Genomic DNA, 20,960 nt, shown 5'->3' with positions numbered 1-20,960 from the left:
TGCAAACAGTTTTCAAAAATACTACTAAACTTTGAGAGCGTTAAGAGTAAGCATTGATCCAAACGTAAAAAATAGAGCTGCTCGTTAATAATTATTATGAGTGCCGATAGGCCTCATAAATGTACTGTTAGCTTTTCAAGGAGATAGTATTGGCAATCGCAGAATTAGTTTTAGAATATTTAAAAGTGTTTATTTCATTTTGCCAGTAAGCATATTAAGGATTGATTTGTGATGCTCTCAACTAATGAGCTTTTTAAGCAGGCAGTTTTGGCACATAAGGGTGGCGCAACGATAAAGGCGCACGCGCTCTATTCAAAGGTGATTTTGGCTGAGGCCACACACGCTCACGCAAACCATAATCTTGGTGTTTTGTTTGTTAGTAAAGGCAAAGAACAACAAGCTTTAAATTGTTTCAAAACAGCCATAGAATCAAATCCAAATGTGGGCCAGTTCTGGGTCAGCTACATTGATGCATTATTGCGTATGGGTCAATATTCAGAGGCTAAGAAGCGACTTGTACAAGCAAGAGTTAAAGGCGCTAACGGGGCAGTTTTTGACGATCTTGAAAAGCGATGTTCACAACCTGTTCTCAACGACCCCCCATCTTCTGAGTGTCAGGCATTAATAGATCTTTTTGGGAAGGGAAAGGTCAAGCAGGCTTTAAACCAGACTTTAAAGATGCAGAAGGCTTTTCCCAAATCAGTCGTCTTGTGTAACATTGCAGGGGCCTGCAACGCTGGACTGCTGCAATTTGAAGCAGCGATTAATAGTTATAAAAAAGCACTTAAAATTATGCCTGATTATGCCCAGGCACATTTCAACATGGGTGCTGCATACCAGGCAATGGGCAATCACGATGGTGGGATTAATTGTTATCAAAGTGCAATAACAATAGACCCTAACTATGCTGACGCTTATAACAACATGGGTAATGCTTTTAAGGATAAGGGAGAGTTTTTAGAGGCTATCAAAAGTTACAAAAAAGCGGTCATCATCAAGCCAGATTATGCAGAGTCCTTTTGTAACATGGGTGTAGCTTTTCAAGAGAATGGTGACTTAAAACCTGCATTGGTAAGTTATCGACAAGCCTTGAGCCTCAAACCAAATTTTGCTGAGGCACATAATAATTTAGGCAATGCTTTAAAGGATAGCGGTGAATTTGAGTCAGCGATCGCCAGCTATAAGCGAGCGATAGATATTAGACCAAACTATGCAGAAGCATATAGTAATCTGGGTGTGAGTTATCAGATTAGGGGAGATACCGCCTTGGCTATGCGTTATTATAATTTCGCTCTTGAGAAGGATTCTGACTATGCTGAAGCTTATAATAATTTGGCAAATGTCCTCCGGCTCAAGGGAGATGGCAATGGCGCCATAGCTAATTATAAAAAATGTTTAAAGCTTAAGCCTGAGTATTCTGAGGCGTATTGCAATTTAGGACTTGCATTAAAGGATCAGGGTGACTTTCCGGCAGCGATAATGAATTTTAAGCGTGCTCTTGCGATTAAGCCAAGCAACGTTTACGCAAGCTCGCAAATGCTATTTTCACAATTACATATTTGTGACTGGAGTGATATTGAGGCATACAATACATTAATTTCTAAATGGGGTGTTTCAACCTGCGCTATCAGTCCCTTTACTATGCTGGCACTAGAGGATTCACCAGAGCGTCATCTAATCCGCTCTAAAAATCATATTGCCACAACATATCGCCCATCCAGCGCACGAGAAGGTATGTGGCCGCAAGAAAGTGGCCAACGGATCCGAATTGGTTACTTTTCAGCCGACTTTCATAATCATGCAACAATGTATTTGATGATAAAGGTCTTAGAAAGTCATGATAAAAAATTGTTTGAAATATATGCCTATTCGTTTGGCCCTAAGGCATGTGATGAGATGAGGGAGCGTCTTGTCAAAGCTGTAGATGTTTTTCACGAAGTATCTGGCAAAACTGACCAAGAGATTGCTATGTTGGCACGTTCAGATAACATCGATATTGCAGTTGATTTAAAGGGTTTTACCCAAGATAACCGATTTGGCATTTTTACATACCGTCCAGCGCCTGTGCAGATAGCCCATTTGGGGTATCCAGGCACGTCTGGTGCAGACTGTATTGATTACATTATTGCTGATGATGTGGTCATTCCAAAGCAGTTTGAAGAATCATACTCTGAGCATATTATTCGATTGCCTCATTCATACCAACCTAATGACGACGATAGAGTGATATCAGACATCACTGTTACTAAAGTGCAACTAGGGCTTCCTGAGAAAGGGTTTATATTTTGTTGTTTTAACAAAAGTTATAAAATTTCATCTGAAGAGTTAAATGTCTGGGCACGCGTGTTGAACAAAGTAGAAGGCAGTGTGCTTTGGTTAATAAAGCCTAATAGGTGGGTGGAAAGGAATTTAAGAAACGAAGCGAAAAAGCGAGGTATTGAGCCATATAGACTTGTGTTCGCTGAAAGGGTTAGCTTAGCCAAACACTTGGCTCGCCATAAGTTTGCCGATCTTTTTATTGACACGTTCAACTGTAATGCCCACACCACAGCCAGCGATGCTCTTTGGGCTGGATTACCCGTTGTTACGATGCTGGGTAAAAGCTTTGCAGCTAGAGTTGCTGGTAGTTTACTTACGGCGATTGACCTACCTGAATTAATTACCACAGATGTCCAAGAGTATGAGGCACTTATTACTACTTTGGCCAAAAATCCAAAAGTTCTGAAAAAGGTTAAAGAAAAGCTGGTCGAAAATAAGTTATCAAAACCCTTATTTGACACTAAAAAATTTACGCAGCATTTAGAAACAGGTTATACGCAGGCTTTCGAAAAATACAAAAATGGAGAACCGCCTAAGAACATCGTGGTTTTTTAATAACTGCTAACACAGGGGCCTTGAGCTGCCCCTTTGGCCAAGTATTAATTCTTTATGCACACGTTATGCTCGTAGGTTAACGTTGCTTAGATGGCCTTTTAGGGGAGGGGCTTTTGAGGTGCATGGTTATTGCTTCTTTAACCGCAGTTATACAGACTAAACACTAACCAGGACAATCAACTTTTAGCCTAGTCTTACCGCCCAAGGTTTCATCAGTCCACATACACTGCATGGTGATCTAGTGTGTGCTTAAGAGGGTGCCTAATAGGTGTCTATTTTTTCGTACGTAAGAAGAAATATATGTAATACAATATCATTCATACCTTAGGCTTGGAGCCTCATGAGGGCCTCACAGGAGCTTCTGCGCACTCCTCTAGTACCACTAATTAACTGCTTTTTGATAATAATTATTTCAATGACTTAAGGCTCTCAAAGATGAAGATGTAGTGAATAGGGCCTGTCCTGTATTGCTTTGCACATATAACCAAGACAAGTTATTGGTATATAAATATGAGGCAATATATGCTTTTCTTTTTTAGAACTATTTTACTTTTCTCACTTACTTTTATGGTCGTTCATGCTGATTTCAATGATGGCCTTGCAGCTGCTCAAGCAGGTGACTACACCACTGCTCATAATGAATGGTTGCCTTTAGCAGAACAAGGAGATGTTAATGCTCAGTTCTATCTAGGTCTGCTTCATAGCAGGCAGCTGATAGACTGGGCATCACAAGAGCAGGCTGTTAAGTGGTACTTGTTGGCTGCAAATAATGATCATGTGAATGCTCAGTTCAACCTTGGTATTAAGTATAACAAGGGGGTTGGCGTTGAGCAGAGTGCAACAGAGGCTTTCGCTTGGTACTTTAAGGCTGCTAATAATGGTCATCCAGAAGCTCAATTTAATGTAGCAAATATGTACCGAGATGGTCGTGGTGTTGAGCACAGTAATGAGCAGGCAGCAACTTGGTATAAAGCATCATCTATTAATAATCTTCCTCAGGCACAGGCCAATTTAGCGTTAGTGCTTCATCTTGGAATAGGCATTGAAAAAGATCTGACTATGGCCTATGTATGGGCAATTTTGGCCTCTGAAGCGGACACTAGGTTCATTGCAATAAAAGAACTAGTTGCTGAAGAGATGTCTAATGATGATAAAAAAATAGGCGATGCAGCGCCACTGTGGCGCCTCTACAAGGTCGGCGAACCAGACCTTTGGAAAGACCATCACCGCTATCTTCATGAGTTGAGAGCTAAAGAAGTTATATTAAGCGCATAATCTAGGTGTGAGTATGTGTCTAGTGTGTTGGTGTCTATAATGATTCTTTATGATTAGACACCTTGGGGTGTCTTGGCTTGAGGGGTGACCCTTAGTACTTGAATCATAGGCAAAGGTTATAGTTTTTGCGACACCTGCAGATTTTCCAGTATGGATCAGGTGATAATGGAGGTTGTTACTACCTGAGAATGACTTAGTCCTGCATTACAAACTTGTCTCTTATGCTGTTAAGGTCTAGTTGTCGGTTAAATCTCTATGGCTAATAGTTGGCGCGTGTCGTCATAATATGAAGTCATTCAGCGCAGAATTGTGGAATCTGCGCTATATTGAATTAAAGCATTCAAAGTGACCAGGCTGACTTAAAGCTTACAACAAATCGTTCATTGCACATTGGACATGATTAAACATACCTCCGTCACATGCGATGTTGGTACCGCGAATCCAGGCACTGTCACCCGATGCCAAAAAGATAATAACTGGGGCAATATCCTCAGGGGTCCCTGCACGGTCCATAACTTTCATATCCTCAGCAGCTCGTTCGCCTAGGGTCTCTAGAAAATCTTTCAGTATTGGAGTTTCAACAGGGCCTGGACTGACACAATTCATGCGTATACCACGGTTGCGCCAGGTCCAGCGGTTTTGCATTGTCCATACAACTAACGCTTCTTTTGTAAAGAAATAGCTGCGGGCGTCGTCAATATTATGTTTATTACAGAAGGTTTCTGTGTCTTCAAAGTTTGTGATCTTATCTACGGCCTTAATAGCGGGAATTGCATCCTGCCAACCCAGAGCTGCAAGAGAGGCAACGTTTACGATTGCGGCGCCATCGGCCAGCTTATCGACATATCCTAGGGTTAAGCGCTTAAGGCCAAGAAGGTTTACCCGAACCACTGAAACAGCGCCAGATGTGGGTGGCAGACCAGCCACGTTTAGCAGTCCGTCAGTACCTGCTGGTAATGCGGCAATCAGCGCATCAATAGATCTTGGGTCAGATAGATCAGCCTGAAAAAATTCATCAACATTGAGGCTGGTGGTGTTGCGGTCAACTCCGATGACAATAGCTCCTTGTTGCTTAAGAAGCTCACAAGTTTTAGCGCCAATGCCAGAAGAACAGCCTGTTACTACTATTTTTTTACCTAAAAAACTCATTCATCTCTCCTTTTAACAGATATATGCTGTGATACCTGTTTTTTCCTGCGTTGTATTATTTACTTTAGAGTCATAGGTAGCTTTGTCATAATTACGAGACTGTTAAGCTCCCCAGAGACGCATAATAGCACTACCTTAACATCAGAAAGGGTAGTGCTGGTTAGGGTTTTCAATTGTGATCCAGCGTAAATCGGTAAATGCGGCAATAGCCGATTTACCACCAAAGCGGCCGTAACCACTTTCTTTAACACCGCCAAATGGCATATGTGGCTCATCAGCCAGAGTTGGACCGTTAATGTGGCACATGCCGCTTTCAATCTGATCGGCGACCCTCAAGCCCCGTTGAATATCTTGCGTGAATACAGCAGAGGACAAACCATACTCGGTATCATTTGCAACTCGAATAGCTTCCGCCTCTCCCTTTACTCGGATAATCGATTTTACTGGGCCGAATGATTCTTCCTTATAGATACGCATGTCGGCGTTGACATGATCAAGGATAGTGGCTTCAAAAATCGTACCATTTCTTGACCCTCCTACAGTAAGAACTGCGCCTTTGGCTGTGGCATCCTCAATAAGCTGATCCATTTTTTTGGCTGCGGCCATATCGACCAGTGAACCAAGTACAACCTTATCTCTTGGGTTCCCTGCTGGTAATTGCGCCGCGCGTATTGCTAATTTTTTACTGAATTCGTCAGCTATTTTTTCATCTAAAATTAGGCGTTCAGTCGACATACAAATTTGCCCCTGATTCATAAAGGCTCCAAAGATAGCCGCGTTAACAGCGCAATCGATATCTGCATCATCCAGAACGATTAACGGTGCTTTACCTCCTAACTCCAGTAGTACGGGTTTTATATGTTCAGCTGCTAACTTGCCAATGATACGACCAACACGAGTAGAACCAGTAAAATTAATGTGCTTAACCGCTGGGTTTGAAATCAGGGCTTGAACTATCTCAGGAGCATCTTCAGGTGCATTGGTTAGTACATTTAATACCCCAGCAGGGAAGCCTGCTTCCTTGAACACTCTACCAATCAACGAGTGTGTTGCAGGGCAAAGCTCCGAGGCTTTAAGAATAACTGTGTTACCACAGGCAATTGCGGTGGCGACTGCTCGAGTGCCCAGAATTATCGGTGCATTCCAGGGTGCAATGCCGACACAAACACCCTTAGGTTTGTTTATACCCATTGCCAGGGTGCCTGGCTTATTGGACGGAATTATTTCTCCACCAACCTGGGTTGTGATAGCTGCAGCTTCTCTCAGAATACCTGCTGACAGCATGACGTTGAAGCCAGCCCAAGGGCCAGTCGAACCAATTTCTGTAATCATTGTTTGAATAAACTCATCAGTTTTTGATTCCATTATATCAGCTGCTTTCAATAGCAGTGTCCTACGTTCGGCTGGCACAGTTTTTGACCAACTCTTGAACGCAGTGCTTGCTGATGCAACGGCTATAAGAACATCGCTGATGGTTGCTGCTGCCGCTGTTGTTGCGACATCATCTGTTACCGGATCGATACGGGTAAAAGTTGTCTTGTTTGATGCTTGAACATATTCAGCATCTATAAGTAGGTTGATATCCATTGTAATTAAGCTCCTAAAGTAAAATGTTAGCTATTTTAAAAATCTAGTACCTTTGAAGAGGCTTAGTCTTCAAGGCTGTAAGTGCGTTTACTCCAATTTATTATTTTTAGGTTCAACGCGATACCCGATCGGGAGGAACTGCCAGTTGAAGCGCCGCTCAAGTTCTCCCCAGAGGCCCTTAGGTAAAAATAGAGAGAAGATGATGGCTATTGCACCGAGCCCAATTAAATACCAAACGCCAGAGCTGCTAAACCAGGTCTCAACTAAGAAGAACAGCAGAGCACCAAGTATTGGACCTTCAAATCTACCAATACCACCAACAAGAACCATGAAAATCATGTAGGCGGTCCACTGCACACTAAAGTAAGTTTTGGGTTGAAAAGAAGTTGCTGTTGTTAACCAAATTGCTCCGGCTGCACCAATACCAAAGGCTGCTAGCACGAATAATAAACGCTTAGTTTTTTCTGGGTTCACTCCGATTGAGCTTGCTGCGTCTTCATTATCACGGATCGCCTCGATAGCTGACCCTACTCTACTTCTGAGTACTAAGAACAGCATCACCAACAGGCTGGTCATCGTGAATAGAGCAAGTAGATAGATAGTAGTCAAGCGGGTATCAGCTTCATACTGGTTCAGGCTGATTAGCGAGATGCCAGTTTCGCCCTGAATCAGTCCATCCAAATTAACCAGTAAATGGATAATTGAAGCAATAACCCACATGCCAATGGCAAATTCTCCTCCCCGTAGACGGAGCATGATCAAGGAAATTGGATAGGAGATAATACCCACCACTATCGCTGATAAAGCTACTGCTATAAAAGGATCTAATCCAAGGTGAGCAATCCGGATAGTGAAGTAAGCTCCCAGACCAAAAAAAGCCTGCTGGCCGACAGAAATCAAACCACCATAACCGGCAAGGGCATTCCACATCGCTGCTAGAATGACGTAAACAAACAAAGCTGTGAGCCTGTCCAATACGCCGTTAGAAGCGAACAGTGGCGCAAAAGCTAGGGTAAGGATGATCAATCCTGCAATGATAACCGCACGGCGGGATGATGGAGTCCATCGTTCTATATAAACACTTTTTGACCATTTACTCATCTTGAAATACCCAAAACAGACTTTATGCGTCGACTCATGCCACCTTTTGACAGAAATATCCGTATAAAGAGCACTGTAAAGAAGATTGCGTGGCCACCGATCAGGAAGCCCTGTGGATGAATATTAGCTCCTATTGTTTGTGCCAGAGCTAATATAATGCCACCGATTAATGTGCCCCAAAGAGATGCTGCACCACCAATAATGGTTGCCTCAAATGCAAACAGCAGTTGTGGTCCTCCAGAATACGCATTGAAAACACCCCTAATACCGAGCGCCAGTCCTGACACAGCAACAGTACCCATTGCTAAGGCTACCGCTATTACACTGGCTTTTCGGGCATTAACCCCAACCAAACCAGCAGTTTCGGGGTCATGGGCAGTGGCTCGAATTTGTCGACCTAACGCGGTTTTCTTCATGAAAAGATGGAGCCCACCAAGAATTATGATTGCTGCTATTAAGATGTAAACAGATGTTTTACCAACATAAATATCTTCATATATCTCCCAAGATGCCCATGACAGATCCCCTATATAGGGAGCTAAGGAACGCGTGTCTGCTCCAAACTGCTGAAACAGTAAGTTCTCAATAACAATGGCTAGACCAAAAGTGGTCAGGATTGGCAGAAGCTCTCCAGCTTTGGCACTTTTCTGAAGTAGAAAAACCTGTAGACCCCATCCAACAAACATCATAATAGGTACAATAATGAAAATGCCATAAAAGGGCGAAATGCCATAGTTATCTGCTAGGAGCCAAAACATGTAAGCAGACAGAACAAGTAAACTGCCATGGGCCAGATTTATAATTTTCATAATAGAAAACATAAATGACAGGCCGCATGCTAGTAACGCATAGTATCCACCCAATAAAATGGCCTGAATGATTTGGTTTGTCACGTCATAACTCCGCTACCTATCTTTAACTTTATGAAGGCCGAAGTAAGCGTCAGTAATCTCTTCACGACTAACTTCAGACATTTGCCTATTCAAAATAATTTCACCTTCGAGCATACAGACTGCTCGACTAGCAACTTTCATTGCCCGAGTGAGGTCCTGCTCTACCAGAATAATTGTAGTATCTGTTTCTAATAGTCTCTTCAGTGAGTCGTAAACTTGATTAACTACCAGAGGAGACAGACCAAGGGAAACCTCATCAAGAATAAGGATTTCGGGGTTACTCATCAGTGCCCGACCAATGGCGGTTGCCTGTTGTTCACCTCCTGATAACAACCCAGTTTTAGAATGACGCCTTTTAATTAGATTGGGGAATACCTCCAAAACATTGTCAACAGTCCAGTACCCTGGTCTTGCTGAGGTGCTACCCAGTCGAAGGTTTTCCTCGATCGTCATCTCGGTAAACAGTTTTCTACCCTCGGGGACTAGGGCCAGACCAGCCTGGACTCGTTTATGAGATGGTATGCCTGTGATATCTTGACCATTTAAGAGAATGCTGCCACTAGTAGCCCTATGGACTCCGGCAATTGATCCCAGTAGGGTAGTTTTACCAGCTCCATTAGCCCCAATAAGTGCGACTACTTCACCTGTTTGAACTGTTAGGCTCAGATTACGAACCGCTTTTAGTTGCCCATGCTGTACATCGAGGTTCTGAATTTTAAGACTTGTCACTCGGCTGCTCCCCCTAGATAAGCACTGACGACTTGTGAATTATTAAGCACTGTCTTAGGGTCACCATCAGCGATAATTTCACCAGCATTCATACAAATTAATCGGTCAACAACCTGCAGCAATACACGCACTATATGTTCTATCCAGATAATGCCAATATTGCGATTATGTAGTTCTTTTATTGTGACTATCAGCTCGTCTGCCTCCGCGTCAGTTAAACCCCCTGCAATTTCATCTAGTAAGAGGATCTTGGGTTGAGTGGCCAAGGCTCTAGCGAGTTCCAATCGCTTTCGGTCCAGCAGACCGAGGTTTTCAGCCTGGCGATTGGCAATTTCTGTCATACCACTAAGACTTAAAGAGTCCAGCGTATATTGGTAAGCGGTTTCCTGATCCACATTCACGCCATAAAACGCTGCAACCAGAACGTTTTCGAACACTGTCATTCCACCAAAAGGTTTAGGAATCTGGTGAGTTCGGACTACACCCAGTTTGCATCGTTCTGATGCATCTTTAGCTGTCACATCCTCTCCATAGAGTGAAATGACACCCGAGTCAGGCACAAAGGCTCCAGCCAATGCGCTTAAAAATGTCGTTTTACCAGCGCCATTGGGACCTACTATCCCAATGGCTTCATTCGATCGCATCTCGAAGTTGACATTTTTTAATACTGAGACTGCTCCAAAATTTTTGATAATCCCTTCGGCAAGCAAGCCTTCTGATCTATTAGGTGCCATCAGTTTTTCTCACTCTTTTTATGAGTTGTATAGACGTAAAACGCTTTCTACCGGTACGTTCTTATCGGTAGCATTTTCCGTAATTACATAATCATATTCGAACGGTCCTGTCTTTGCTTTTACCCATTGCGTCCCAATTATTGGCCCGAAGGCTACATTTGGTACTGGGCCGCTGGTAAAGTCGAGTCTGCCGCCTATTGTAGTAGTCTTGAGCTGACTAATCGCAGTTGCAAGTGCCGCTTTATCTTTAGGGTTAGTAGTTGCGCGCATGGCTTCTACACCAGCATCGATCAGAGACAGCGATGCACCCAGTTGTTGGGTCCACTGTTCACCTGACTCTGTTTCATAACTATCACAGAGTTCTACACCATTCTGACCCGTAAGTGGAGACCGATAAGGGAATGCTTTATGCCAGTATGCTGCGCTAGCAATGTTTTCGCCGAGGCCACCTAGTGCTTCAATATCAGAAGGAAATAGGCCTGTTTTAGCCACCTGGCAGATTTTTATCTGGCGGGTTAAACCCTGCTGTGCTGCTTGGCGCCAGAATGCTGCAAAATCAGGTGGGATTGGAAATGAGTTAAATATTTCAATACCTTCTCGCTTAAATAATGCGATTTGGGAAGAGAAATCAGATGTACCTGTTTCATATGCGCCAGGGTCAATGATCGTATAACCAGCGGCTTCAAGTTGAGGTGCTAGTACTGCTCGGATAGCATTGCCGTCAGCGTCGTTAGGATACATTACACCGACTTTTTTATTGGTTGCAACTAGACTCCACTGGGAAATATATGACTCATAAAACTCATTAACACCAAAACCGAAGTGATAGGTCCACTTAAACGGTGATGGCTCGCCAGCTATGGCACCGCGACCAAAATACCAAGCTTCCCATGGCATTACAGTAGAAATACATGGAATACCAGCCGCTTCACATGCATCAGATACTGGATTAATGGTTTCAGGAGTGGAAACTGCCAACATCAGGTCGATGTTTTCATTATTGATCAGGTCTTTAGCCAATTGGCCGGCACGGGAGGGGTCTGACTGAGTGTCTCTATCAAAAATCTCAACTTCATATACGACGTTTTTAATAGTCAATCCAGATTTCAGTGCATTACGTGCCTGAGTAAGTATATAAGGATCAGTTTTGCCAAACCCTGCTAGCGGTCCAGTGCGTGGGCTGATAAATCCGATGCGTAGTTTTTTATTAGATTCTTCTGATGCAAAAACTGAACTTGATCCAAGCAAGGCGGTCCCTGCTAACGCAGAGAATGTAAATTGACGTCTTGAAATTCTATTTTGATTTATTTTTGGTTCTTTCATGGTAAAACTCCTGTTAAGATATCGCCCCATAGGGCTAGTTATTATTGTGGTACAGCCTAAAAAATTCATTTGAATATAGATTAAATTGGAGGCGACCCGCTGCCGTCTTGGGCTACTGTTATCCAGCGAAGTTCTGTGAATTCATCAATGGATGATTTGCTACCAAACCGCCCATAACCACTAGATTTCATGCCGCCAAATGGGGCTTGTGCTTCATCAGCAACTGTAGATGAGTTGATATGACAGATACCAGACTCTATCTTGCGGGCTATATTTAATGCTCGGCTGGTATCTTTACTGAAAACTGCTGCAGATAAGCCGTATTCGGTATCATTTGCTATGGTTAAGGCGTCTTCATCTGAGTAACAACGAACGATCTGAGCCAGTGGCCCAAAACATTCCTCTGAATAGATTCGCATTGATGGGGTGACGTTATCAATGATAGTTGCATCTAAAAATACCCCGTTTACCTTGCCACCACAGAGTAATTCGGCACCTTTTTCAATAGCGTCATCGATTAGTGCTTGTATCCGTTTTCCTGACTCAATGTTGATCAGAGGCCCAAGTTTGTGATTAGGGTCTGCTGTGACACTGCTTTTAAGTACTTTTGCTTTGGTAACAAAGCAGGTAATGAACGCATCGGCGATCGAATCTTGAACAATAACCTTTTCTGTTGCCATACATAGCTGGCCCTGATTGACAAACGATCCATATATCGCAGCATCAACTGCTGCTTCGACGTTAGCGTCATCTAGTACAATAAACGGCGATTTACCGCTAAGCTCTAGTAAACAACGCTTAAGATACCGTGCAGATAACTTTGCAATTACCCGTCCAACACGGGTTGACCCGGTAAAATTAATTCTGCGGATAGCTGGATGGGCTATCAGTGCTTCAACTACTTGGTCAGCTTCTTCTAACTCATTAGTTACTACAGTTAAAACGTTATCAGGTAGGCCAGCTTCAGTGATCACCCTGCCAATCATTTTGTGGGTTTCAGGACAAAGCTCTGAAGCCTTCAGAATGACTGTATTGCCGCAGGCTAGAGGCATAGCAATCGCACGAACAGCCAGAATGATAGGTGCATTCCAGGATGCCATTCCAAGACAGACCCCAACGGATTGCCTACAGGCCATAGATGTTTTTTTCGGGTAGTCAGTGGCTAATATTTCACCATCAATCTGCGTTGCTAAACTGGCGGCATAGCGGAGTAACTTAGCAGCTGTCTCAATATTGCTATCCAGCCAGCTAACTTTTGAACCAACCTCTTCCGAGGCGATTTGTTTTAGCTCTAGGCTGTGTCGTTCAATATTATCAGCAGCCTTCAATAGCAGAGACCTGCGTTCAGTAGGTAATGTTGATGACCAGCCATAGTATGCCTGTGCAGCTTTATTCGCTGCAGAAATGGCCCTGTCTCTATCTGTTAATTCAGATGACGTGTTGAAATTTGTAAGAGAAAATGAGCTGCTCAAATTCTGTGTCACTTGGTGAGCTTTAACCATTAATTTACCTTTCTGATCTCGCTGTCATGGGGTTTCAGTTAAGAATTATGAGCTGTTCCATTTATATGAAGATACAACTCCGATACCTATGCATTAGAGTATCAATGAAAATATTAGATAGGTAAATGTCATTATTTGGTCTATAGTTGTTAAAATTAGGAATTTCTGTTTTGTGATTACAGAGATTAGGCTGTTTATTTTGGGTTTATCAACTCTATGCAAAATATTAAAACTGTAAATATCCATGTGCATGCTCGTTGCGAGTTTATTGAAGCCGCTTTGCTCAATAAAAAACTCGATCCTAAGCGGGGTAATTATTCTGATTTTGTCTATATTTTTTTCTTACTCACTGGAACAGGCCACCTGTCTACGGCTAACCAAGATTTAGGTCTTGTTGTAGGGTCTGTATTATATATACCTGTTTCTGAGAACTTTTCTGTTTCTATACATGCAGGTAGCTCTGGGTATCTGCTTGGAGTCTCTCAGGATCTTTTGATTGAATCTTTGGGTTTTAGTGCTGAGTCGGTTCTACTTCGTGAATTTTCAGAGCGAAATACTGTCATCCATAAAACTGAAATGAATTATCTTGAAGAGCTCTATAGATTGTCTCATGGCTTTATGATCGAGATGAACGATCCTAAACGAGGATCCCGTTTGGCTGTCGCAGCCTATTTTAGGCTTGTAATAATGAGTATATGGCGGTTATCTGGGAATCAGGGAGCCAAAGACCTTGGGTATGGGGAAGTAACAACTATTTTGCAGCGGTTCCGACACCTTGTTGAAAAACACTATCGAGAGCGCTGGACAGTTAAACGATATGCTGATGAATTGCTGATTAGTCATGACAGGTTGCACGCAATTTGCACACGGACTTTATTGAAAAAACCTCGTGAATTAATCCAGGAGCGGGTTATTTTTGAAGCTAAATTGCGATTAGAGAGGTCGGGGAGCAGCATTCAGCAACTGTCTAATGACTTGGGGTTTTCTGATTCAACGACTTTTAGTCATTACTTCAAACGCTATGCTGGAACTACACCCGCTGGGTTTCGTAGAATGAGTAAAAGACCAAAAGCTGCGCAACAACAGGACCTCTCTTTTGGATATGCAAACTGGCCATAATCGTAAATTTGGTTAGCCTGTACATTAATGTAAAAATTCATAAGCTATTTTTTTTTATACTTAAATTAAGGAATGGTAATGGAGGAGAGGTAAAGTGCCGTGCAGACTAATTCTACAGCTGAGGCTCTTATAGCTAGTGCGATTCTTTGCTAAGATTTAGAAGACCTATGTGATAAACGATAAGGATATTTTTTTGGGTCTGTAAAATATCAGATAACCCGAGTAGCTAACCTCAGCAAATCCCACTATTAGTTAATGCCTAGAGTCCATACCCTTCCTTAGCGATACTTAGTCAAGATCTAAGCTAAAACGATTTTTGTTCAAAAATCAGAAATTGGCGTTTACTTATTTTCTAATAACATAGTGCCTGCACCGGTGTTTGAAATAGGTATATGGTAGTTCCTGTGTAGCTCGGTTACCTTTCCATTCAAAGCACCCCGCATTCCCATCCACATATTCAGCTCAGGCCCTTGTGCCCCTGCTTGCTCAACTAGGTCTCGCACGCTGTATTGGAACAGGTCCTCTGGTTCATTAACTATCTTATTCATGCACATTAGATCAAAAGGCTTATTGATAAAGCCTGCGCGTTGGCCATCCAGTTGGTGAGACATACCACCTGTTCCAAATACTACAACATTAAGGTCTTTATCGAAGGTTTCGATGGCTTTGGCAATGGAGCGGCCTAGGTTGAAGCAGCGTTTCAATGAAGGCATCGGGTGTTGTTCGCAGTTGATGCAGACTGGAATCACTTTAATGTGGCCGTATGTATTGCCAGGCCACATAAGCTGCAAAGGAATAGTCAGACCGTGGTCTACCTTCATTTCCTGACATATAGTGATATCAAACTCGTCTTCTACAAGAGTGTTACATATGTGCCATGAAAGCTCAGTTTCACCCTTGACGGGCGGTATAGTAGCGATTCCCCAGCCTTCGTCATCACTAATATATTGTGGAGCTACGCCGATACTGAAGGTGGGTTTTTTATTCAGGAAAAACTCTAGGCCGTGATCGTTATAAAACAACACAACAATATCTGGTTTTTTCTCACCTAACCATTGGCGTATTGGTGGATAGCCATCAAAGAAAGGTTTCCAGTAAGGTGTTTCTTGAAGGTTAAGAGTAATTGCCCTACCTATAGCAGGGATGTGGGATGTGGTGATGCCACCTATAATTTTTGCCATCTCTATTCTCCTGCCTTTACTAACATTGCTTTGAACTCGTCGACGCTCATGCCTGTTTGAATGGCTCCAACATCCTGCATATTTAGGCCAAGAATGCCTGTAAACTTAGCCAAAAAGTAAATGTTGCCACCTTCTTCCAGTAAACCAATTATATCTCGGTTTTTGATGGCTTCTTTTTGCGCATCGGAAAGTCCAAACTTCTCGCAATATGCCATTTCTTCCTTCAAAAATTCATCACGAGCATCTTTGTTGTTGAACGTGTAACACATTTTATTGAGACCATATCCCTTAGGTGCCATTTTACCATCAAAAAAATAGGTACCAGGCACAGGGGTTGGGTTATCCAGATAGGACATTGTAATTCTCCTTACGACCAGTATAGTCTCATTGGGTTGTCGACCAGCAGGGCTTGTTGTAACTGCGCTGTTGGGGCGATTTTAGGGATAACATCAACTAATTTACCATCATCAGGTACATGGGATATCATGTTTGGGTGTGGCCAGTCTGTCCCCCAAAGTACGCGATCCGGAAACTGTTCAACCAAAGTGCGCATATAAGGAACAACGTCATTATAATTAGGGGCTTGTTGCGTAAGGCGCTCTGGACAGCTTACTTTTGTCCAGATGTTTGAGTTTTCAGAGAGCAGGTTAACAAAATTCTGGAAGTCTTCCCCCTCAACTCCTTTTGTTACATCGGGGCGGCCCATATGATCGACGACAATAACGGTGTCTAATTCCTTCAAAAATGGAATTAAATCGGCTAGATCAGGGGCTTCGAAATATACAACAATGTGCCATCCTAGTTTTTTGATTTTGGTGGCAATGTTTAGGAACACTTCTTTCGGTATTGTATCGACCAGGCGTTTCACAAAGTTAAAGCGCACACCGCGCACACCTGCCGCGTGCATCTGTGTTAATTCTGCATCGGTGACCTGGGAGTCAACTACAGCAACGCCGCGTGCTAGGTTGCCAGAAGTTCGCAGTGCATCAAGCAGTGCAGTGTTATCTGTACCGTGACAAGACGCTTGAACGATAACGTTACGAGCAAAGCCTAAATGATCACGCAAAGCAAAAAGCTGGTCTTTAGAGGCATCGCAAGGTGTGTATTTACGCATTGGGTGGTAAGGGAATTTATCCACAGGACCAAAAACGTGACAATGTGCATCCACAGCTCCATCTGGTGCGGTGAAAACTGGCTGGCTTGGATTAGGGTGAAAAGGTAGGTAATCCGCGTCCATTTTTATTCCTCAAGTTCTTGTTAGGCAATTATTAGGAAAAGACTTGGCCATCAAACAGCTTACGCGCTGTTCTTAGAATAGCGGCGTTGTTGGCATTGCCTTCGCCGTCGATATCTAAAATAACAGTCATTTCACCGATATGGTGTTCAACCGCTAATGCTTTGCGTGGGCCTTCTGGAATGTTAGCCAGCTTGTATGCTGGTGAGTCAGGCAAAAGGCAGGCCGTTGCAACACTGACAGCGCATAGTACGCCAATAGAGGCATGGCAACGATGTGGTATAAATGTACGTGTTGAGATACAACCGCCGTTAATGGGAGCGCTCACCATGGTCATCTTTGGGACAGATTTTTGACTTACATCGCCTAAATTCATCATTGGGCCTGCCTGTAATCGAATCGACTCCAGCTTGGCCTTTAGCGGTTCATTTCGTTCTAGCATCTCACGGCTTTTTATACCGCTAATACCCATGTCAGCAGCATTTACGACTACGACAGGCATACCGTTATCGATGCAGGTCACAGCAACACCATCAATAATGTCGACTTGATGACCTGTTGGCAGTAACGCTCCACAACTGGAGCCGGCTGTATCTGGAAAAGTGATAGGAATTGCGCAAGCTGTTCCTGGAACACCATCAATGCGCGAATCACCTTCATATGTCACTTTACGATTGGGTGTTGGTACTTGCTCAATAGCAATTTGCGCCGTGTTTTCCATGAAGATAGTGACGGTTGTCTCGCCATTCTTTGCAGGAATAAGTCCGCGTTCAATTGAAAATGGACCGATGCCGGCTAAGATATTACCGCAGTTTTGAGCATCAGTAACAATGTTCTGATCGACAAACACTTGCAAAAAAAGATAGTCGACATCAATACCTTCTCTATCAGACTTACTAACCACGGCTACCTTCGATGTCAGTGGGTCTGCGCCACCAATGCCGTCTATCTGGCGTGGATGGGGAGAGCCCATGATACGCAATAAAAATTCATTTCGTTCAGATGTATCTGCAGGTAGGTCGTCCGCAAGAAAGTAGGCGCCTTTCGATGTGCCGGCTCTCATCCACATACAGCGCGTTGAATCAGACATATTTGATACCTTTCTCTTCAAGACGAGCGCGCATGTTGTAAATATCTAGCCCTAATTCTCCATTGGCCATGCGAATACGCTTTTTTTCTTCACGGGCTTCACGAGACTGAGCTTCTGCGAGAACTTCTGACGATTCTTCTCGACGGACAACAACCACACCATCATCATCAGCAATGATAATATCACCAGGGTTAATGATGGCATCCGCACAAGACATTGGAATGTTAACTGAACCAAGGGTTTCTTTAATGGTGCCCTGAGAGAAGATATGTTTAGCCCAAACTGGGAATTTCATTTGACGCAGGTCACGTGTGTCCCGAACGCCCGCATCAATGATTAAGCCAACAACACCGCGAGACAGAGCAGAAGTTGCCAACAGGTCACCAAAGAAGCCAAAGTTTGAAGGTGAGGTTGGAGAAAATACCATAATGTCTCCCTGCTGACATTGTTCGATTGCCACGTGCATCATCCAGTTATCTCCGGCCGCACCGGAAATGGTTATAGCGGAACCTGCAACGGTAACATCCTGCTGAATAGGGCGTAGATGATCAGCCAGAAGCCCTCGGCGCCCCTGTGCTTCATGGACGGTAGCAACGCCACATTTGCCTAAGGCTTCGATGATAGCGGGGTCTGCGCGTTCAATTGTTTGAACAACGATATTTTTATGCATCATTATCTCCTATTTCTGAGTGGTACTATTTTACGTCAGAGATTTTAAGTCGGCTAAATACACGACGCGCGTTGCCTTCAAAAATTTGATTCTTTTGCTCGGCAGATAGTTTCGTGTTGTTATCTATGTAACGTTTAGTGTCATCGAAATAGTACCCCGTTTCTGGATCGATACCACGTACGGCACCAATCATTTCGGACGCGAAAAGTATGTTTTCGGGTGGCACAATATCTAATAAAAGATCGATACCTTTCTGGTGATAAACACAGGTATCGAAGTATATGTTTTTCAGTGCAGACTCCTCCAGTGGTGCAAAGCCCTGATCCTGCATCAGACCACGGAATCGGCCCCAGTGGTATGGTACAGCGCCGCCTCCATGTGGCACGATTATTTTAAGTGTCGGGAAGTCTTTAAATACATCAGACATAACCAACTGCTGGAATGCAGCAGTATCAGCCCCTAAATAGTGAGAGCCGGTTGTATGGAAGCAATCATTACAAGAAGCGCTGACGTGAATCATAGCAGGCACATCTAGCTCGACCATTTTTTCATAAAGAGGATAAAAACAACGGTCACCCAATGATGCATCCCGCCAGTACCCACCAGAAGTGTCTGGGCTTAGGTTACAGCCAATGAATTCCATCTTTTCGACGCAGCGAACTAGTTCAGCAACTGACTTTTCCGGGGGGACTCCTGGCGACTGGGGTAATTGTGCAACCGGGGCAAAGTTGCTTGGGTAAAGATCGCATACGCGGCGAATAAGGTCGTTCTGTTGTTCTGTCCAAAAACGGCTCGTATTCTCATTGCCAATATGATGGCCCATCCAGCTGGCGCGCGGGGAGAAAATTGTCAGATCGGTACCGCGTTCTTGCTGCAGGCGTAATTGATTTTTCTCAATGCTTTCACGTATTTCATCATCGCTGATAATAATGGACCCTTTTTCACCCACGTGATGAGGGTTACTGGCTAGTGCTGTCTTTTGTTTTTCGCGGTACTCACCGACTTGAGGCGGTGTGGTTGTGTAGTGCCCATGGCAGTCGATGATCATTATGTATCTCACTTTAAAAAATGAATTTTTGGTGCGTCAATTAGATATGTGAGATACAGTATTATACGAAATGCTCATTTTTTCCATTTGATTTTTAACCCATGGGTATTCATTTTTGAGATAGACTGCGTTTTTAGTATTTTGGCTCAAGAGGCGGCTATGGAATTAAAAAGTCCTAACATCAGGCATTTACGTATTTTTTTGGAAGTTGTTGACTCTAAAAGTATTAGTAAGGCTTCTGGTCGGGTATTTCTTTCTCAACCAGCAATTACTCAGGCGATATCCAAATTAGAATATAACCTATCAGCACTTCTGTTTCAGAGGCGGAGTGATGGAATGTATGTAACGCCTTCCGGAGAAGTTCTCGCTCAACGGGTGCGGAGAGCATTGGATTTGCTTATTAATGGACTGAAAGGTGCAGTACGCATTGGTGGGGTCAAAGGAGTTCAGCCTTCCCAATTGTTACAGTTATTGACTTCAACGCAATTGCGCGCGCTGGTTGCAGTTTCAGAGGCTCAGAGTTTCAGTATGGCAGGGCGTAACTTAGGTGTTTCTCAATCGTCTGTGCATCGAGCTGCACGAGAGTTAGAAAGCTTGCTGGGTATTGTTCTATTTGAAAAAACTAGTATAGGTATTAGCGCCAGTAAAGCGGCGCGCTTGTTGGCAAAAGCGACAAAGTTGGCTTTGGCTGAAATAGCACAGGGACGGAATGAAATAGATTCTTTGTATAATCGTGAAGCCCCTCGTATTGTTATTGGTAGCATGCCGTTGGCACGTACGTCAGTTTTACCTAAAGCAATTATCGATTTTTCGAATAGTTTTCCTGATGTTAAAATTATTGTGAATGATGGTCCATATAATGATCTTTTATATCACCTGCTTGATGGTGACATCGATTTTCTAATCGGTGCGTTACGTTTTCCACCACCAAGTGATGATGTGGTACAGGAGGAACTATTTACATCGACAATTGAAATTGTCGCGCGTCCACAGCATCCATTAATATCGGCACAGACGATTACCACCAACATGTTGTCACAGTACTCATGGGTTGTTCCAAGAAAGGGCGCTCCCACACGAGCTATATTTGAATCTATATTCGTTAAAGATGATGTGCCGCTACCTAGGAGTATAGTAGAAACCAGTTCTCAAATACTTATTCGCTCATTGCTGTTGGGAAGTGATCGGCTCACCATAATTTCGGGCCATCAGATACAGCATGAGTTGAGTCAGGGAGTACTTAAGCCTGTTTCTTATAAACTACGGAATGTCCACAGGCCTATTGGTATTACTATGAGGTCGAGCTGGAAGCCAACAAAAGCACAGCTTTCCTTTGTTAATTCACTCCGCAGGAATGGGCAAGATATGAATGATGATCTATAACATATCAGTTCTATACTATGCAAAAAATGAATATCTAATATCATTATTTAATTACCTATAAATTAGAA

18 protein-coding genes are annotated in these 20,960 nt (G+C 43.3%); 4 read left to right on the top strand and 14 right to left on the bottom strand.

What is annotated here, in order from left to right:
• Positions 1-231: 231 nt before the first annotated feature.
• Together ABXT60_RS10675 and ABXT60_RS10670 are read left to right on the top strand one after the other, a co-directional pair.
• Positions 232-2,874: a tetratricopeptide repeat protein gene (locus ABXT60_RS10675; RefSeq protein WP_443632101.1), complete on the top strand. Its 2,643-nt coding sequence runs from the start codon at positions 232-234 to the stop codon at positions 2,872-2,874.
• 510 nt (positions 2,875-3,384) lie between these two features.
• Positions 3,385-4,149: a tetratricopeptide repeat protein gene (locus ABXT60_RS10670; protein ID WP_443630129.1), complete on the top strand. Its 765-nt coding sequence runs from the start codon at positions 3,385-3,387 to the stop codon at positions 4,147-4,149.
• Between the two features lie 366 nt (positions 4,150-4,515).
• On the opposite strand, the gene ABXT60_RS10665 is transcribed toward ABXT60_RS10670, so the two are convergent.
• From ABXT60_RS10665 to ABXT60_RS10630, 8 genes are all read right to left on the bottom strand, one after another.
• Positions 4,516-5,298 (bottom strand): coniferyl-alcohol dehydrogenase, encoded by a 783-nt coding sequence (locus ABXT60_RS10665; protein ID WP_443630128.1) that lies wholly within the window; start codon positions 5,296-5,298, stop codon positions 4,516-4,518.
• Between the two features lie 141 nt (positions 5,299-5,439).
• On the bottom strand, positions 5,440-6,885 hold the full coding sequence (locus tag ABXT60_RS10660) for an aldehyde dehydrogenase (protein WP_443630127.1): 1,446 nt from the start codon (positions 6,883-6,885) through the stop codon (positions 5,440-5,442).
• Between the two features lie 87 nt (positions 6,886-6,972).
• Positions 6,973-7,986 carry a branched-chain amino acid ABC transporter permease gene (locus ABXT60_RS10655; protein ID WP_443630126.1) on the bottom strand — a complete coding sequence of 338 codons (1,014 nt, stop codon included), beginning with the start codon at positions 7,984-7,986 and terminating at the stop codon, positions 6,973-6,975.
• Complete coding sequence (locus ABXT60_RS10650) at positions 7,983-8,879, bottom strand: branched-chain amino acid ABC transporter permease (RefSeq protein WP_443630125.1); 897 nt, start codon at positions 8,877-8,879, stop codon at positions 7,983-7,985. The genes ABXT60_RS10655 and ABXT60_RS10650 overlap by 4 nt, the downstream gene beginning before the upstream one ends.
• Positions 8,880-8,891: 12 nt before the next feature.
• A complete protein-coding gene (locus ABXT60_RS10645; RefSeq protein ID WP_443630124.1) occupies positions 8,892-9,608 on the bottom strand; it encodes an ABC transporter ATP-binding protein in 717 nt (238 codons plus the stop codon).
• The gene (locus ABXT60_RS10640; protein ID WP_443630123.1) at positions 9,605-10,342 is read right to left on the bottom strand and encodes an ABC transporter ATP-binding protein; all 738 of its coding nucleotides are present in this window, start codon (positions 10,340-10,342) and stop codon (positions 9,605-9,607) included. The genes ABXT60_RS10645 and ABXT60_RS10640 overlap by 4 nt, the downstream gene beginning before the upstream one ends.
• A gap of 18 nt (positions 10,343-10,360) precedes the next feature.
• Positions 10,361-11,665: an ABC transporter substrate-binding protein gene (locus ABXT60_RS10635; protein ID WP_443630122.1), complete on the bottom strand. Its 1,305-nt coding sequence runs from the start codon at positions 11,663-11,665 to the stop codon at positions 10,361-10,363.
• 80 nt (positions 11,666-11,745) lie between these two features.
• A complete protein-coding gene (locus ABXT60_RS10630) occupies positions 11,746-13,167 on the bottom strand; it encodes an aldehyde dehydrogenase (RefSeq protein ID WP_443630121.1) in 1,422 nt (473 codons plus the stop codon).
• Between the two features lie 216 nt (positions 13,168-13,383).
• Between ABXT60_RS10630 and ABXT60_RS10625 the strand changes: the two genes are divergently transcribed.
• Positions 13,384-14,286, top strand: coding sequence for a helix-turn-helix domain-containing protein (locus ABXT60_RS10625; protein WP_443630120.1), 903 nt, complete (start codon positions 13,384-13,386; stop codon positions 14,284-14,286).
• Between the two features lie 341 nt (positions 14,287-14,627).
• On the opposite strand, the gene ABXT60_RS10620 is transcribed toward ABXT60_RS10625, so the two are convergent.
• From ABXT60_RS10620 to ABXT60_RS10595, 6 genes are read right to left on the bottom strand one after another with little or no spacing between them, the layout of a single operon-like run.
• Complete coding sequence (locus ABXT60_RS10620) at positions 14,628-15,467, bottom strand: class III extradiol dioxygenase family protein (protein ID WP_443630119.1); 840 nt, start codon at positions 15,465-15,467, stop codon at positions 14,628-14,630.
• Between the two features lie 2 nt (positions 15,468-15,469).
• Positions 15,470-15,823, bottom strand: coding sequence for a protocatechuate 4,5-dioxygenase subunit alpha (locus ABXT60_RS10615; RefSeq protein WP_443630118.1), 354 nt, complete (start codon positions 15,821-15,823; stop codon positions 15,470-15,472).
• Positions 15,824-15,834: 11 nt separating this feature from the next.
• Positions 15,835-16,704: an amidohydrolase family protein gene (locus ABXT60_RS10610; RefSeq protein ID WP_443630117.1), complete on the bottom strand. Its 870-nt coding sequence runs from the start codon at positions 16,702-16,704 to the stop codon at positions 15,835-15,837.
• Positions 16,705-16,735: 31 nt separating this feature from the next.
• On the bottom strand, positions 16,736-17,791 hold the full coding sequence (locus ABXT60_RS10605; protein ID WP_443630116.1) for a 4-oxalomesaconate tautomerase: 1,056 nt from the start codon (positions 17,789-17,791) through the stop codon (positions 16,736-16,738).
• Positions 17,784-18,461: a 4-carboxy-4-hydroxy-2-oxoadipate aldolase/oxaloacetate decarboxylase gene (locus tag ABXT60_RS10600; protein WP_443632100.1), complete on the bottom strand. Its 678-nt coding sequence runs from the start codon at positions 18,459-18,461 to the stop codon at positions 17,784-17,786. Before ABXT60_RS10600 ends, ABXT60_RS10605 begins: the two co-directional genes overlap by 8 nt.
• Positions 18,462-18,486: 25 nt before the next feature.
• Positions 18,487-19,509: an amidohydrolase family protein gene (locus ABXT60_RS10595; RefSeq protein ID WP_443632099.1), complete on the bottom strand. Its 1,023-nt coding sequence runs from the start codon at positions 19,507-19,509 to the stop codon at positions 18,487-18,489.
• 159 nt (positions 19,510-19,668) lie between these two features.
• Here ABXT60_RS10595 and ABXT60_RS10590 point away from each other — a divergent pair, with 159 nt between their 5' ends.
• Positions 19,669-20,892 (top strand): LysR family transcriptional regulator, encoded by a 1,224-nt coding sequence (locus tag ABXT60_RS10590; RefSeq protein WP_443630115.1) that lies wholly within the window; start codon positions 19,669-19,671, stop codon positions 20,890-20,892.
• The last annotated feature ends 68 nt before the right edge of the window (positions 20,893-20,960 follow it).

The organism is Candidatus Njordibacter sp. Uisw_056, assembly GCF_047730085.1.
Lineage (GTDB): Bacteria > Pseudomonadota > Gammaproteobacteria > Pseudomonadales > Balneatricaceae > Njordibacter.
Note: the sequence above shows the minus strand (reverse complement) of the source record. Positions and strands in the feature narration are given on the sequence as shown.

What these genes read in the sequence shown, in the direction of transcription:
- ABXT60_RS10665 (WP_443630128.1), bottom strand. Translation starts at nt 5,298, where the DNA reads ATGAGTTTTTTAGGTAAAAAAATAGTAGTAACAGGCTGTTCTTCTGGC.
- ABXT60_RS10660 (WP_443630127.1), bottom strand. Translation starts at nt 6,885, where the DNA reads ATGGATATCAACCTACTTATAGATGCTGAATATGTTCAAGCATCAAAC.
- ABXT60_RS10635 (WP_443630122.1), bottom strand. Translation starts at nt 11,665, where the DNA reads ATGAAAGAACCAAAAATAAATCAAAATAGAATTTCAAGACGTCAATTT.
- ABXT60_RS10655 (WP_443630126.1), bottom strand. Translation starts at nt 7,986, where the DNA reads ATGAGTAAATGGTCAAAAAGTGTTTATATAGAACGATGGACTCCATCA.
- ABXT60_RS10675 (WP_443632101.1), top strand. Translation starts at nt 232, where the DNA reads ATGCTCTCAACTAATGAGCTTTTTAAGCAGGCAGTTTTGGCACATAAG.
- ABXT60_RS10670 (WP_443630129.1), top strand. Translation starts at nt 3,385, where the DNA reads ATGAGGCAATATATGCTTTTCTTTTTTAGAACTATTTTACTTTTCTCA.
- ABXT60_RS10625 (WP_443630120.1), top strand. Translation starts at nt 13,384, where the DNA reads ATGCAAAATATTAAAACTGTAAATATCCATGTGCATGCTCGTTGCGAG.
- ABXT60_RS10640 (WP_443630123.1), bottom strand. Translation starts at nt 10,342, where the DNA reads ATGGCACCTAATAGATCAGAAGGCTTGCTTGCCGAAGGGATTATCAAA.
- ABXT60_RS10605 (WP_443630116.1), bottom strand. Translation starts at nt 17,791, where the DNA reads ATGTCTGATTCAACGCGCTGTATGTGGATGAGAGCCGGCACATCGAAA.
- ABXT60_RS10630 (WP_443630121.1), bottom strand. Translation starts at nt 13,167, where the DNA reads ATGGTTAAAGCTCACCAAGTGACACAGAATTTGAGCAGCTCATTTTCT.
- ABXT60_RS10610 (WP_443630117.1), bottom strand. Translation starts at nt 16,704, where the DNA reads ATGGACGCGGATTACCTACCTTTTCACCCTAATCCAAGCCAGCCAGTT.
- ABXT60_RS10620 (WP_443630119.1), bottom strand. Translation starts at nt 15,467, where the DNA reads ATGGCAAAAATTATAGGTGGCATCACCACATCCCACATCCCTGCTATA.
- ABXT60_RS10590 (WP_443630115.1), top strand. Translation starts at nt 19,669, where the DNA reads ATGGAATTAAAAAGTCCTAACATCAGGCATTTACGTATTTTTTTGGAA.
- ABXT60_RS10595 (WP_443632099.1), bottom strand. Translation starts at nt 19,509, where the DNA reads ATGATCATCGACTGCCATGGGCACTACACAACCACACCGCCTCAAGTC.
- ABXT60_RS10615 (WP_443630118.1), bottom strand. Translation starts at nt 15,823, where the DNA reads ATGTCCTATCTGGATAACCCAACCCCTGTGCCTGGTACCTATTTTTTT.
- ABXT60_RS10600 (WP_443632100.1), bottom strand. Translation starts at nt 18,461, where the DNA reads ATGCATAAAAATATCGTTGTTCAAACAATTGAACGCGCAGACCCCGCT.